Source organism: Bacillus sp. MHSD_36, assembly GCF_030757775.1.
Classification (GTDB): Bacteria; Bacillota; Bacilli; order Bacillales; family Bacillaceae_G; genus Bacillus_A.
This window is the reverse complement of the sequence record NZ_JAVBIS010000002.1, coordinates 186,816-201,049: the sequence shown is the minus strand read 5'-3', so window position 1 is coordinate 201,049 and position 14,234 is coordinate 186,816. Positions and strand designations below refer to the sequence as shown.

The following is a 14,234-nucleotide window of genomic DNA, read 5'->3' as shown; positions in this document are numbered from 1 at the left end:
ATTAACACTTTGGAATATTGTAATTTGCTAAAATAAAAGTGACTAAATTATAGTAAAAAAGTTTCAAGGGAAGTGTGAAGAGGATGGAAATGTTGAAGGGGAATATAGTAAATTTAAATGATACAGCTTATTACAACAATAGAGAACTAAGTTGGTTAGCATTTAATGAACGTGTACTACAAGAAGCACAGGATGAAACGAATCCGCTCTTGGAAAGATTAAAGTTTATTAGCATTTTCAGCTCCAATTTAGATGAATTCTTTATGGTACGCGTAGCAGGATTGAAGGATCAAGTGAGTGCTGGGTTTAACCAACCAGAGAATAAGGCTGGCTTAACACCAAAAAAGCAATTAAATAAAATTGCGATAAAGGCGCATGAATTAATGACTGTACAATATGATACGGTTAAAAATTATGTATTGCCAGCGCTGGAGCTAGAGGGAATTGAGCGTTTAACATTCCATGATTTGACGAAAGAACAGAGAGAATTTATAGAAGAGTATTTTGATGAACAAATTTTCCCGGTCCTAACACCTGTAGCTATCGATGCATATCGTCCATTTCCAATGTTACTAAATAAAAGTTTGAATTTAGCTACACTTTTATATGATGAGAAACAAGTGGAGGAAGAAAATCGTACGAAATTAGGAATTGTACAAGTTCCTTCATTACTTGAACGTTTCATATTTTTACCGAGTGAAGGGCAAAAGCATAAATTTATTTTATTAGAAGATGTAATTAGTGGTTTTACTCATAAATTATTTACAGGATATAAAGTATCATCTGTTACTCGTTTCCGTATTACACGCAATGCGGATTTAACAATTCATGAAGAAGGTGCGAGGGATTTATTAAAGGTAATTGAAAAAGAATTAAAAAAACGTAAGTGGGGAGCTGCTGTACGTTTAGAAGTTGGCAAAGAGCATATTGATGAAAGAGTATTAGCATTATTATATGAAGTGTTGGAAGTAAAGGATGAAGATGTATATATAATGGATGGACCGTTAGATTTAACATGTCTATTTTCTTTATATAAAAAACTGGCTCCTTTATATGAACATTTAGTATATCCGGCTCTTATTCCGCAACGTCCTCAAGACTTAGGGGATACGGAAGATGTATTTGAAAAAGCAATTGAGCATGATATTTTATTACACCATCCGTTTGAATCGTTTCAGCCAGTAGTTGATTTCGTACGTGATGCTGCAGACGATCCGAATGTACTTGCAATCAAACAAACCCTATATCGAGTAAGTGGGGATTCACCGATTATTCAGGCGCTCAAGATAGCGGCTGAAAAAGGAAAGCAAGTGACGGTATTAGTTGAGTTAAAGGCAAGATTTGATGAAGAAAATAATGTACATTGGGCTAAAGAATTAGAAAAGGCAGGCTGTCACGTTATTTACGGTGTAAGTCATTTGAAAACACATAGTAAAATTACGCTAGTTGTAAGAAGAAAAAACGGAAAAATTGAAAGGTTCGTACATCTTGGGACTGGAAATTATAATGACGCAACAGCAAAGTTATATACTGATTTCGGTTATATTACATCACGAAAAGACTTTGGGGTGGATGCAACAAATTTCTTTAATTATTTAAGTGGTTATACAACAAAACCACATTTTCACCATTTATCGGTTGCGCCATTTGATATAAGAGAGCAATTTATCGATTTAATAGATGAAGAAATTCGTTATCATAGACAATATGGAAATGGATATATTATCGCCAAGATGAATTCATTAACAGATAAACCGTTAATAAAAAAAATGTATGAAGCATCACAAGCTGGAGTAAAGGTAGAGCTCATCGTTCGAGGAACATGTTGTTTAAGGCCTGGTATTCCAAATGTAAGTGAAAATATTCGTGTCGTTAGTGTTGTTGGGAGATATTTAGAACATAGCCGCATTTATTATTTCCACCATAATGGAGAAGAGAAAATATACTTATCTTCAGCTGACTGGATGACACGAAATATGGAGAAGCGAGTAGAAATATCTTTCCCGATATTAGATATTGAAATGAAGGCGAGAATTAAGGCGATTTTACAGCTTACTTTAGCTGATAATGTGAAAACGCGTGAACAAAATAAAGACGGTGACTATTATTATGTTATTAATAGTGGGGCAGAAGAGATTGATAGCCAAGTGAAGTTATTTAAGATGGCGTATCAAAACACAGATGCTGAATAATGAGAACAAAGTAAAAAACCTCTTTTTTAAGAGGTTCTTTACTTTGTTCTCTACTTATTATAAAGGATGCGTAGAGAGAATACTTTTTATTATAAGTGTGTTAATGGATTATGAATCGGTTAAGAAAGGAAATAACATTAGTAGAATTGTTGCGGTACATTAATAATAGAATGGTTGTTGACAAGGTCCACCATAACAAGGATAAGGTGCTGGTGGTGGGAAAGGTGGTGGATAATACGGTCTAGGACCGAAAGCTAATGCTCCGCCGAGTAGTCCGCCAGCAATACCAGCTAGAAATGGGACGCCAAAAAATGGAAAAAAACGTGAGTCGCCTACTGGACCAATAGGTGCTGAACGGACTGGGATTGGTTGATAATATGGATACATGAACAAACCTCCTTTATTGGACTCACTTTTATCATATGGTAAATGAAACATGGATGAGCGCGTACAAGAAAGGTTATGTAAGAAAATAGGCGAATTATTACGAATGTTGGAGTGTGAAAATCGTAATTTCAGGTTTTGACATAAATCGGAATGGGACACGTGTTCTGCCAAGGCCTCGATTGACATATAGGGCTAAATCTTGAATCGTATAGAACCCTTCTACATAGTTTTTAGCAAGTGATGGGGTAATAATTGCGCCTAAAAAGGGAATTTGTACTTGTCCACCGTGGCTATGACCAGAAAGCTGTAAGTTAACTGGATATTGAGCAATTTGGAGTGCGATATCTGGCTCGTGAACAAGAACAATGTTATAAGTGTTTTGCTTCGCGTGATGTAGTGTCTCCTTTATTCTTGGTCTGCCTAGTAGTATATCATCAAGACCGAAAATTGAAATTTCACTATTATCTATTAGACGAATTTTCTTTTCGCTATTTAGTAACAGTTCAAATCCAGATTCGTGCATAATGTGTTCGTAGTACTCTGTTCCATATCCACCGTGATCATGGTTACCATAAATAGCAAATTTACCGAAGGGTGCTTGTATATTTTTTAAAATAGGTGCAACGAAAGGAGTGTCAGTATATGTTTGATAATTATCAATGAGATCACCGGTAAAAAGGACGATATCGGGTTTTACAGCATTAATTTTAGAAACGATTTGAGATAAATGGTGAAGAGAGAAATAGTACCCGAGATGTAAATCGCTAAATTGAAGAATCTTCATACCATGAAAGCTTTTTGGTATGAGTTTTGATTGTAGTGTATGTTCTGTAATAGAAAGTAAATGAGGCTCAATATATTTAGCATAATAGTATCCGATACTAGTGGTTATAAATGAATATAAACAAGTGCGTATACCAGTTTTTAAAAAATTTCTTCTTGTAATTTTCTTCATAAAAATATGAGTACACCTATTTAACTTATGTTGCATTTATAGGTTACTCAAATCTCCTTTCAGTTTATTTGAAATATATTTTAAATAATACAAAAGTAGTATATATTACGAAAAAAAGCGAATGAATAGAAACCTCTTTACGTTAAAATATCAGAAAAGTTTAAAAATATAAAGATTTCTATTAAATAAAATGATAAAATGAATGTGTATTCATTTTTTGGAGGGGATGTATGTGAAAGAAAAGGTAGTTATTATAACAGGTGGATCGAGCGGAATGGGAAAAGGAATGGCGACTCGTTTTGCAAAAGAAGGGGCACGAGTTGTTATTACAGGACGTACAAAGGAAAAGCTTGAGGAAACAAAGTTGGAAATTGAACAATTTCCAGGGCAAATATTACCTGTGCAAATGGATGTAAGAAATCCGGACGATATTCAGAAAATGATTGAACAGATTGATGAGAAGTTTGGTCGAATTGATGTTTTAATAAACAATGCAGCTGGAAACTTTATTTGTCCAGCTGAAGATTTATCTGTGAATGGCTGGAATTCGGTCATTAATATTGTGTTAAACGGTACATTTTATTGCAGTCATGCTGTCGGGAAATACTGGATTGAAAAAGGTATAAAAGGAAATATCATTAACATGGTAGCAACATATGCATGGGATGCAGGTCCAGGGGTTATTCATTCGGCCGCAGCGAAGGCTGGAGTATTAGCAATGACGAAGACACTCGCTGTTGAGTGGGGCCGTAAATATGGAATACGAGTTAACGCTATCGCGCCAGGACCAATTGAACGTACGGGCGGTGCTGATAAATTATGGATTTCAGAAGAAATGGCTAAGCGTACGATACAAAGTGTTCCGCTTGGAAGACTGGGCACGCCAGAAGAAATTGCAGGTCTAGCTTATTATTTATGTTCAGATGAAGCTGCGTACATAAATGGAACTTGCATGACAATGGATGGAGGACAACATTTACATCAATATCCATTTTAAAAGGGATAAGAAAATGAATGTTTGATTCATTTTTCGACGGTTAAATGTGACGGAATTGTGACATGTGAAAGAAAAGTGTTTACAAGAGGTCATATATACGGTATATTTAAGACCTCTTTTTTCTTCATAGTAGAATTGCTAATTCCCCTTAGCATTTTACCCCTCTAATCCCTTCAGGAAAACTGAAGGGATTTTTTATTATTTTTCCGTAAATATCATGTTATAATTTTTGAAAAGTAAAAGGAGGGAAGCACGTTGATAGATGCATTAGATGTAATGAGTAACTTGGATAAAGTCCTTCCTTATTATCAAGCTATTTTTAGTGCTGATGAGCATACTGTAATTGGATATGAAGTCGTAGGACGCATTCAGACAGAAGAGGGCATACAAAGTTTAGCTTCTTTCTTTCACGATGATTCTATTCCAAGTGAGTTTCAACTAGAAGCGGATAACATCATAGTAGAAAAAGCTTTAAATCGTTATTTAGAAAGTGATCAAAAACTATTATTATTTATACATCGGAATGCTAACGTATTAATGAACGATGATGATGAAAGTTTACTTCAACTTTTATTGATGTATGAAGAGCAAGGTTTAAATTTGAAACACATTGTTTTAGAGATTACAGAACATGAATGTAAAGAAGATATAGAGCAATTTAATCATTTGCTTATGTATTATCGTACATATGGTATTCAAATTTCGATTAATAAAGTCGGAACAGGTACAAGTAATTTAGAACGTATTAGCGTGTTAGCACCGGATATTTTAAAAGTAGATTTAACAAACTTAAGGCAAACTGCACTTTTACAATCTTATCAAGATATTTTATATTCTTTATCATTACTTGCTAGAAGAATTGGTGCAACATTGTTATATGAAGAAATAGATGCTTTTTACCAACTACAATACGCTTGGAAAAACGGTGGTAGATACTATCAAGGGAATTATTTGAAAGAATGCTTACCTGATTTTATTGAAACGAACGTTTTGAAAGAAAGACTTGGTAATGAGTGTCATCAATTTATTCAACATGAGAAGAAGAAGTTACAAAAAATTTATAATTTAACAGAAATGTTACGTGATCGAATTGGTGATGTTTTAGCCAAACAGAAAAAGAATGAAGATATAAATGATTGGTTATTACAATTTAGCCAAAGTGTATCACAATGTAGTTTTCGCATATTTATTTGTAACGAAGATGGTTTTCAACAATCAGGAAACGTTATGAAAAAAGATGGGGAATGGATTGTGATGCCTGAGTATTATATGAAGAACTGGAGTTGGCGCCCGTATTTTCTAGAAAACATTATGAAAATGCGTTTTGAGAATAAGGCAAGACTCTCAGATTTATATGCTGATATTGAAACTGGTGAGATGGTACGAACATTTTCTTTCCCGATTGATGATGAAAACTTTTTATTTATAGATTTATCGTATGAATATTTATATGAAGAAGATGTTTTATTTTAATGCACGAAGAGATTCGTGCATTTTTTGTTTGTTTTTATCATAAATTGGTAATAGTGAAAATGGTGCCAAAAATGCTGTCTATCGTTGTAAAGATTTTACGAACGAAATCAGCCCTTTCTTTGCATAATCATTGTTACAATGAATACTACAAAGACAAGTTTTCTTAAAAGGAAGGTGAAAAAATGAGGAAATATGGAATATGGTTAGTTCTATTTGTATGCGTTGCCTTTCTAGTTGGCTATAGTGTTACAACTGTTTTAGGAAAAGAGGAAGTGAAAGTCGATCGGAAAGAAGTATATACAACGATACAAAAGGGCTATGAAACCCAATTTTCACTTCGTGGGAAGCATTTGCCAATGAATAAAATGATAGAAACGTTATCACCGTATTTTACAGAGAATTTCCTTCAAGTATTTACAGATGAAAATAGTAGAAGTGATAAACAAAGTGGTGAATATTTACTTCCAGCAAAAGAAGCACCGTTTTCTTTTAATTCAGAAACGAAAATGTCATATGATGAAGAACATAAAATTTTATATGTATATGAGCGGGCGAAAAATGGACAATATCAAATTGTAACCTTGCAAAGAGATCAAGGGAAATGGAAATTGGCCGGATATCATGAAAGCCAAGAACTTTTAACGGAAATAAAAAGGTTACAACAATTATAAAGTGAAACTTTAATTAGTAGGGGACATATCTCGCTGATTATTAGCCCGCTACAATTGAATGTTTACTTCAAAAAAATAGCGGGGTAGGAATAGGAATAGGTTTTTACCTATTCCTATTCTATGTTGAGAAGTTGTTGTAATTTTTCAATTTGAAAACCAGCAACAACTTCCCCGTCAATTACAACCGTTGGAGTTGAATAAGAATCATAGTCATATAAAAGGCGATTGCGTGCAGCGGCGTCTTTTTTTACGTCAAATTCTTCATATACAACGTTATTATGCTTTAAAAATTCTTTCACAATGACACATGGCGGACAGTCAGGTTGTGTGTAAACCTCAATTTTTTTCATTGTAATTCCTCCTTTTTACTGTTTTTTATTATATTCTTCCAGTATAAAAATCGCAATAAAGAAGGGGAAAGATGTTCTTTCTGTTTTTTCCTTCGTATTTCGACAAATTTTTAGTTGAGTTTCTGGCCAATAACCTTTATCCTAGAGTGTGGAACATTTTTTCTGTTATGACGGATAGAATGAGTATAGCTGTAAAACCTATTGGTAGGAAGATCAGAGAAAGGAGAGATTTCATGTCTCTACTCCAAGGAATTTTAACTCGACTTGTTAGTCTACAAGAACAAGCTCAAAGCGGTGAAGTAGCACAACGCTATTTTGAAGTGAACGGTGAGCGCAAATGTAGCGTGAAATTTTTCGATAAAAGTGAAATGTATGAGTTAGAAGTGTATCAACAAGGTGAAAAACCTCAAGTGTATCAATTCGATAATATCGACATGGTTGCAATTGAGATTTACGATATCATTTCTTGATACATATAAAAAAGGTGTTGCCATATGGCAACACCTTTTTTAGTTCGATTACTTTTTTGCATATATGTATAGGGATTTTTCATTTTTCCTACAATGGTAATAAAGTGAAATTGTAATCAGTGGAGATTCTTCTTTCTATACTGATTAGTCTACCACCAATTGTGGGGGATAAACATAATGAGGAGGTGTGTTGTATGGAGCGTTTACCGGTTGTTATTTGTCCTAATTGTCACAATGCTGCTGAGATTATTCATGTATTAACGGCTCAATCGAATCAAAATGTAATTTATACGTGCCAATTTTGCCAGTATGTAATTCGGAATATTGAAACGAATAAAGGGTAGGAAGTTATAATTTTTGTTTTTGTCCCATACAATGAGAATACGAAAAGTCTGTCTAATTGAAAGGACGTGACTATGTGGCCGGGGAACATAAATTTTATAATGTTTCAGAGAGACATTTAAATTTTGATATGGTCTTTACCCGTATTTGTAATTTCATTGAAAAGGATCCACGAAATTTATATCGCTTATCCATTGGGACAGACTCACAAGCACATCAAAAGGATACGAGGTTTATTACGGCAATTCATATTCATCGCGTTGGAAAAGGAGCATGGGGATGTTTACACCATCAATCAGTAAAAGATAAGCCAGCAACCTTACGTGAGAAGATATATTTAGAAACGCAGTTTAGTCAAGAAATCGCATGCTTATTTACTCCAAATCATATACAAATAATATGGGATTTATTGCATCCATACGCTCAAGATGGGGCTGGATTTATAATGGAAATTCACTTAGATATCGGAAATGATGGTTTAACAAAAGAGTTTATTCTAGATATGACAGCGAAAATTCAAGCGATGGGATTAACTGCAAAAATTAAGCCAGATGCTTATGCGGCGTTTAGTTATGCGAATCGATATACGAAATAAAAACAATTTTTATATATCTCTCACCAAAAACTGAATATTACATCTATTAAATAGGCTGAAAATTTTATATAATAAGAGTAACGATGCGAGTATAAGGAGAGGGGTATATGAAAAGGGAATTTGTTTTAACGGAAGAAGAGGAAAGTTTGTTATTGGATATTTTATTTCAGCAAAATTATGCGAGTGAAATTTTAGCTGTGGAACTTACAGATATTGAGAATGGTTTAAAAAAGACAGATGTGATGCAATATAAAAAAATCACAAGGTTATTTTACAGACTAAAAAATAAAGGGTATTAAGCGCTACCGGAATGGTAGTCTTTTTTTTGTGTTATATGCTAAAATAGCTGTGTAATTTTGTTTTTTACTGAAATAATGTAAGGACAAAATAATAATGTGAAAACGCTGTCATAAAATGTGAATAGAGCCGGTGATTATAAGCAGGAAAAAGGGAAAATGGGGGATGTAATATGATTAGTATTCCAAAAGACGAGTTTCAACAAATTTTTGTGAAAGATTTAATGATTTCATCAGAAAAAGTAGCGCACGTCCAAATAGGGAATGGCTTAGAGCATGCTTTACTCGTACTTGTGAAATCTGGATATTCGGCGATACCTGTTTTGGACCCGATGTACAAATTACACGGGTTAATTAGTACTGCTATGATTTTAGATGGTATGCTAGGCTTAGAACGTATTGAGTTTGAAAGACTTGATGAAATGAAGGTAGAACAGGTGATGAAGGAAGATATTCCGGTTCTTAAGTTAGAAGATTCATTTGCAAAAGCATTAGAAATGACAATTGATCATCCTTTTATTTGCGCTGTCAATGAAGAAGGTTATTTTGAGGGGATTTTAACACGTCGAGCGATTTTAAAATTGTTGAATAAAAAAGTAAGGCAACATAATCGATAATGTGGGAAAAGTGGCTTCATAGAAACGGAGAAGTCACTTTTTTTCGTGCATATCAGTTGTGTATGTATTATATTTAAAAAGATAAAAAATATATGAGTATGTAGTTAAATTAAGGATGAAAAGCTTATTGAGATAAGGTGTATGGAAGCTGAGGAAAGAGGGAGAAAGTTGCAAATTGATGATTTTCAAATGATGGTTGTGTTAGCACAGGAATCAAATATGAGAAAAGCGGCGGAACGTTTATTTGTTTCACAACCTGCGCTTAGTCAACGATTACAATCTATGGAGAAACAATGGGGAATGAAGTTTTTTATTCGCTCGCAAAAAGGATTGACAATTACACCTGAAGGGGAAAAAGTCGCAAATTACGCAAAAGAAATGCTACAAAGGGAAGAAAATATTAAAAGTGAGTTAGCTGTTTTTAGAACAGAAACTCACGGAACGTTAAAAATAGCTGTTGCATCAGTTATTGGTCAATATTGGCTTCCTCCTGTTTTGAAGAAGTTTGTGAATAAATATCCTTCTGTGAAAATATCACTATTTACTGGCTGGAGTAGTGAAGTACAAAAGCAATTTTATGAAGGAGACGTTCATGTTGCTATATTAAGGGGAACACAAGAATATAAAGGGCAGAAGCAACAATTATTTGAAGATGAACTTTATTTAGTGGATAAAGAAATAAAAGATATTTCGATGTTAAAAGAAACAAATAGACCGTTTATTCAATTTAAAAGTGATTCGACTTATTATGGACAAATACAAAATTGGTGGTACGGTTTATTTTCTAATCCACCTAAGAGAACAATTGTCGTTGATCAAATTGAGACTTGTAAACAACTCGTTTTAAATGGTATAGGTTATGCTCTATTACCTTCTACTGTTTTAAAAGAAGTACAGGAAAACATGTATAAAACACCTGTGCAATTAACGAGAGAAACATGGTTATTGACGAGTGAATCGGCTAGACAATTGAAGCAAGTACAAGCATTTTTAGAAATTATAGAAGAAATTCAAATGGAAAAATAGGATTATTATCTTGCTACTCGCTCTATCGTTTGGTAGAGTAACATTATAAATGGATTTAGGAGGCAACAAGAATGAAAATGATGGACGCTAACGAAATTATTTCGTTTATTCAAAAAAGTGAAAAGAAAACTCCTGTAAAGGTATACATAAAAGGGGATTTAAAAGAAGTAACATTCCCTGAAACGGTACAAGCATTTGTAAATAAAAAGTCTGGTGTATTATTTGGAGAATGGTCTGAAATTAAGACAATTCTTGATGAAAATAGCAAGCACATCGTTGATTACGTTGTTGAAAATGACCGTCGTAATTCTGCAATTCCAATGCTTGATTTAAAAGGTATTAAAGCTCGTATTGAGCCAGGCGCGATTATTCGTGATCACGTTGAAATCGGTGACAATGCTGTTATTATGATGAATGCAACAATTAATATCGGTGCTGTAATTGGTGAAGGTTCTATGATCGACATGAACGCAGTACTTGGTGGACGTGCAACTGTTGGTAAGAACTGTCACGTAGGTGCAGGTGCAGTACTTGCAGGTGTTATTGAGCCACCTTCAGCAAAACCAGTTATCGTTGAAGATGATGTTGTAATTGGTGCTAACGTAGTTGTGTTAGAGGGAGTTACAGTAGGCAAAGGTGCAGTTGTAGCAGCAGGAGCTGTTGTAACAGAAGATGTACCTCCATATACAGTTGTTGCAGGTACTCCAGCACGTGTAATTAAAGAAATTGATGAGAAGACAAAAGCAAAAACTGAAATTAAACAAGAGCTTCGTCAATTAAACCCAGAGAAATAAAAACAAAAAAGCGTAAGAGCATAAACAGGCTCTTACGCTTTTTATAGATAGAGGTGCAAAAATGGCAGTAAGCAAATTCATTCAAATTCGTAGAGATTTACACAAAATACCAGAAATTGGATTTAAAGAGTGGAAAACACAGCAGTATATTTTAGATTACATTGGAACGCTTTCGAATGAACATGTGGAAGTGAAAGTATGGGAAACGGGTGTCATTGTTAAAGTAAATGGAAAAAATCCAGAAAAAATTATAGGTTATCGCGCAGATATAGATGGTTTACCAATTACAGAAGAAACTGGATATGAATTTGCTTCTATTCATGAAGGAATGATGCATGCATGTGGACACGATGTACATACGACAATCGGTTTAGGCCTTCTAACAGCAGCTGTAACAGAAAGAATAGATGATGACCTTGTGTTTCTATTCCAACCAGCTGAAGAAGGTCCAGGAGGGGCTCTTCCTATGTTAGAGAGCGAAGAGTTAAAAGAATGGAAGCCAAATATAATTCTCGGTCTTCATATTGCACCTGAATACCCTGTAGGAACAATCGCCACTAAAGAGGGGCTATTATTTGCAAATACATCAGAGTTATATGTCGATTTAAAAGGGAAAGGTGGACATGCAGCTTACCCTCATACTGCAAATGATATGATTGTCGCAGCAAGTCATCTTGTTACACAACTCCAATCCGTTATTAGTCGTAATGTGAATCCTCTTGATAGTGCAGTAATTACAATCGGAAAAATAACAGGTGGTACAGTTCAAAATATCATAGCAGAAAAGTCTCGATTAGAAGGAACAATCCGAACGTTATCAGTGGAATCAATGAGTCGTGTGAAAAGTAGGATCGAGGCAATTGTTGCGGGGATAGAAGCTTCCTTCCAATGTGAAGCGGCTATTGACTACGGAGCGATGTATCATCAAGTATATAACCATGAAGCATTAACGAGAGAGTTTATGCAGTTCGTAAGTGAACAAACTGATATGAATGTCATTACATGTACAGAGGCGATGACAGGTGAAGATTTTGGTTATATGCTTCAAGAGATTCCTGGATTTATGTTTTGGCTTGGAGTAAATTCAGAATACGGTTTACACCATGCAAAATTAAAACCAGATGAAGAGGCTATTGAGAAAGCTATTGTATTTTTAGATCAATATGTGAAGTGGAAGGGAACTAGAGAGTGAACTGGCCCGCCAACTGTGAAACCATTTAAAGTGGGGGCTTGTTAGTTCAAGGACGAAAACATCTTTCACATTTCTTTTGGATGCAGATCGACATGCAAATGGATAAAATAATGAGCAGTGGTTTTGAGCCGCTGCTCATTATTCATTATCGCTTACTGAGAGGATGATTAGTTAACTAGCTTATATATGTTTACATTTTGTGTAGAAAGTGTGTAAAATCAAGGTGAAACATAGAAAAAAGGGTGGGGAATTACGTGCAAATTAGCAGTGCAATGTTGTGTTTCGTCTTATATGCGTATGTGATTATTGCGGCAATTTATTTTGGGATAAGTTTTTATGCCTACCGTTTAGTCGATAATCATGAATATGACGAAACATATAAATGGGTGAAGAGATATTTATCACCTGTATTAGAAATTATGAATGGGTTTGTGCTCTTTTTATTTATTGGATTAATTGCTTTCTCAACGAGTTTAGTAGGGAATAAAACAACATTATTTGTACTAGGTATCATTATTTTTATGTTGTTAGGTATACGGATTGGTAACACTGTGTTTTGGAATGAAAGAAAAGTAGATGGTTGGACTGGAATGTTAATCCCATGTATGTTAGCGGCTATCGTGACAAACATAGAGCATGAGTATTATGAATTACATTTTTGGCTCATTATCGTTTTAACAATTCTTTCGGTCTTGTACATAAGTACAGTAGTACTAACATACATTGCGCATGAAAAAGGTGATGTTAAAGGAACTCGCTTCTTTAGAGGGCGCGCATTATTTTGGAGTGTGCCAACGATGGCGGTTATAGGAATAATTGCGATATTAGTAAATGGGTATCAATTTACGAATTGGCAACTGTTTTTAGAAAGTTGGTGGATTTTCATCCTTTCGTTTATCGCTTTTTTAGGTGCAACGCATTATTTATTCCATCAACATCATTACATATTGGCATTACTATTTGCATTTACACAACTATTATTTGCATTCTTCGGACAAGAAACGTTATTATTCGTTTTTGAAACGTTTAGTTCATTTGGAAACATATTTGTATTTGGTATGTTAATATTCAGCATCGCATTTTATTTACAACAGTATTTTTATATGCAAAAACAAAAATAAGAATGATATACAGGTTTTTGTAGCAAATCTAAAGTATGTTACAATAAAAATACATAGTATTCGATGTTATTGGAGGAATTCCTGTGGGTGAAAAAGAGAAAGAATTTGCTGTCATTGGGCTTGGGCGTTTTGGTGGGAGTATTTGCCGGGAACTCGCTCAATTAGGTATGGAAGTAATGGCAATTGACTCAGATGAGGATAAAATTAATGAGTTTGCAAATATAGCTTCACATGCAGTAATTGCAGATTCGACAGATGAGATGGTATTGAAAAGTCTTGGTATTCGTAATTTTGATCATGTAGTCGTTGCGATTGGAGACAATTTAAATTCAAGTATTTTAACAACATTAATTCTGAAAGAGTTAGGTGTAAAAAATATTACTGTAAAAGCTCAAAATGATTACCATGAAAAAGTATTAAGTAAAATTGGAGCGGATCACATTGTGCACCCAGAGCGTGATATGGGAAAAAGGATTGCTAATAATATAGCATCAAGTAATGTATTAGACTATCTTGAGCTTTCGGATGAGCATAGTATTGTAGAGATTATTGCAAATAAAAAAATTGATGGACATTCTTTAATTGAATTAGATATTCGTGCGAAATTCGGATTGAATATTGTAGCGATTAAACGTGGTAAAGAAGTGATTGTATCTCCTCGAGCTACGGAAAATATTCAAGCGGGAGATATATTAATTGTAATTGGTCATGACGATGAAGTAGATCGTTTTAAACACTTTTTGAGATAAGAGAAAA

General features: G+C 34.2%; 17 protein-coding genes. 14 read left to right on the top strand and 3 right to left on the bottom strand.

All coding sequences use genetic code 11. The annotated features are described in order from the left end of the window. Positions 1-83: 83 nt before the first annotated feature. Positions 84-2,192, top strand: coding sequence for a polyphosphate kinase (locus Q9B79_RS09030; protein ID WP_306183563.1), 2,109 nt, complete (start codon positions 84-86; stop codon positions 2,190-2,192). A gap of 159 nt (positions 2,193-2,351) precedes the next feature. Here Q9B79_RS09030 and Q9B79_RS09025 read toward each other — a convergent pair whose 3' ends face one another. Together Q9B79_RS09025 and Q9B79_RS09020 are read right to left on the bottom strand one after the other, a co-directional pair. Beyond that, entirely contained in the window at positions 2,352-2,579 is a 228-nt protein-coding gene (locus Q9B79_RS09025; protein ID WP_306183561.1) for a hypothetical protein, read from the bottom strand. A 97-nt stretch (positions 2,580-2,676) separates the two neighbouring features. Then, positions 2,677-3,534: a metallophosphoesterase gene (locus Q9B79_RS09020; protein ID WP_306183559.1), complete on the bottom strand. Its 858-nt coding sequence runs from the start codon at positions 3,532-3,534 to the stop codon at positions 2,677-2,679. 232 nt (positions 3,535-3,766) lie between these two features. Here Q9B79_RS09020 and fadH point away from each other — a divergent pair, with 232 nt between their 5' ends. The 3 genes from fadH (at position 3,767) to Q9B79_RS09005 (ending at position 6,675) form a co-directional block, all read left to right on the top strand. Continuing rightward, positions 3,767-4,531, top strand: coding sequence for a 2,4-dienoyl-CoA reductase (gene fadH / locus Q9B79_RS09015; RefSeq protein WP_048530742.1), 765 nt, complete (start codon positions 3,767-3,769; stop codon positions 4,529-4,531). 255 nt (positions 4,532-4,786) lie between these two features. Then, on the top strand, positions 4,787-6,004 hold the full coding sequence (locus Q9B79_RS09010) for an EAL domain-containing protein (protein WP_000564300.1): 1,218 nt from the start codon (positions 4,787-4,789) through the stop codon (positions 6,002-6,004). Positions 6,005-6,186: 182 nt separating this feature from the next. After that, positions 6,187-6,675: a DUF3993 domain-containing protein gene (locus Q9B79_RS09005; RefSeq protein ID WP_306183556.1), complete on the top strand. Its 489-nt coding sequence runs from the start codon at positions 6,187-6,189 to the stop codon at positions 6,673-6,675. 113 nt (positions 6,676-6,788) lie between these two features. Here the strand turns inward: Q9B79_RS09005 and Q9B79_RS09000 are convergent, their stop codons facing one another. Beyond that, positions 6,789-7,025: a glutaredoxin family protein gene (locus Q9B79_RS09000; protein WP_000717880.1), complete on the bottom strand. Its 237-nt coding sequence runs from the start codon at positions 7,023-7,025 to the stop codon at positions 6,789-6,791. Between the two features lie 233 nt (positions 7,026-7,258). On the opposite strand from Q9B79_RS09000, the gene Q9B79_RS08995 reads away from it, so the two are divergent. From Q9B79_RS08995 to Q9B79_RS08950, 10 genes are all read left to right on the top strand, one after another. Next, a complete protein-coding gene (locus tag Q9B79_RS08995) occupies positions 7,259-7,495 on the top strand; it encodes a YkuJ family protein (protein WP_098667535.1) in 237 nt (78 codons plus the stop codon). 194 nt (positions 7,496-7,689) lie between these two features. Beyond that, the gene (locus tag Q9B79_RS08990; protein WP_306183552.1) at positions 7,690-7,839 is read left to right on the top strand and encodes a hypothetical protein; all 150 of its coding nucleotides are present in this window, start codon (positions 7,690-7,692) and stop codon (positions 7,837-7,839) included. 74 nt (positions 7,840-7,913) lie between these two features. After that, positions 7,914-8,432 (top strand): ribonuclease H-like YkuK family protein, encoded by a 519-nt coding sequence (locus Q9B79_RS08985; protein ID WP_097851856.1) that lies wholly within the window; start codon positions 7,914-7,916, stop codon positions 8,430-8,432. A gap of 107 nt (positions 8,433-8,539) precedes the next feature. Beyond that, positions 8,540-8,731: an antirepressor AbbA gene (gene abbA / locus Q9B79_RS08980; protein WP_000817794.1), complete on the top strand. Its 192-nt coding sequence runs from the start codon at positions 8,540-8,542 to the stop codon at positions 8,729-8,731. Between the two features lie 170 nt (positions 8,732-8,901). Continuing rightward, positions 8,902-9,345, top strand: coding sequence for a cyclic-di-AMP-binding protein CbpB (cbpB, locus tag Q9B79_RS08975; protein ID WP_048530727.1), 444 nt, complete (start codon positions 8,902-8,904; stop codon positions 9,343-9,345). 141 nt (positions 9,346-9,486) lie between these two features. After that, the gene (locus Q9B79_RS08970) at positions 9,487-10,371 is read left to right on the top strand and encodes a transcriptional regulator CcpC (protein WP_306183549.1); all 885 of its coding nucleotides are present in this window, start codon (positions 9,487-9,489) and stop codon (positions 10,369-10,371) included. 71 nt (positions 10,372-10,442) lie between these two features. Beyond that, positions 10,443-11,165, top strand: a complete 723-nt coding sequence (gene dapD / locus Q9B79_RS08965) for a 2,3,4,5-tetrahydropyridine-2,6-dicarboxylate N-acetyltransferase (protein ID WP_016086511.1) — start codon at positions 10,443-10,445, stop codon at positions 11,163-11,165. A gap of 61 nt (positions 11,166-11,226) precedes the next feature. Then, positions 11,227-12,357 (top strand): N-acetyldiaminopimelate deacetylase, encoded by a 1,131-nt coding sequence (locus Q9B79_RS08960; protein WP_306183546.1) that lies wholly within the window; start codon positions 11,227-11,229, stop codon positions 12,355-12,357. A 254-nt stretch (positions 12,358-12,611) separates the two neighbouring features. Continuing rightward, positions 12,612-13,478 (top strand): cytochrome C oxidase assembly protein, encoded by an 867-nt coding sequence (locus Q9B79_RS08955; RefSeq protein WP_306183544.1) that lies wholly within the window; start codon positions 12,612-12,614, stop codon positions 13,476-13,478. An 83-nt stretch (positions 13,479-13,561) separates the two neighbouring features. Then, the gene (locus Q9B79_RS08950; protein ID WP_000504032.1) at positions 13,562-14,227 is read left to right on the top strand and encodes a potassium channel family protein; all 666 of its coding nucleotides are present in this window, start codon (positions 13,562-13,564) and stop codon (positions 14,225-14,227) included. Positions 14,228-14,234: the final 7 nt, after the last annotated feature.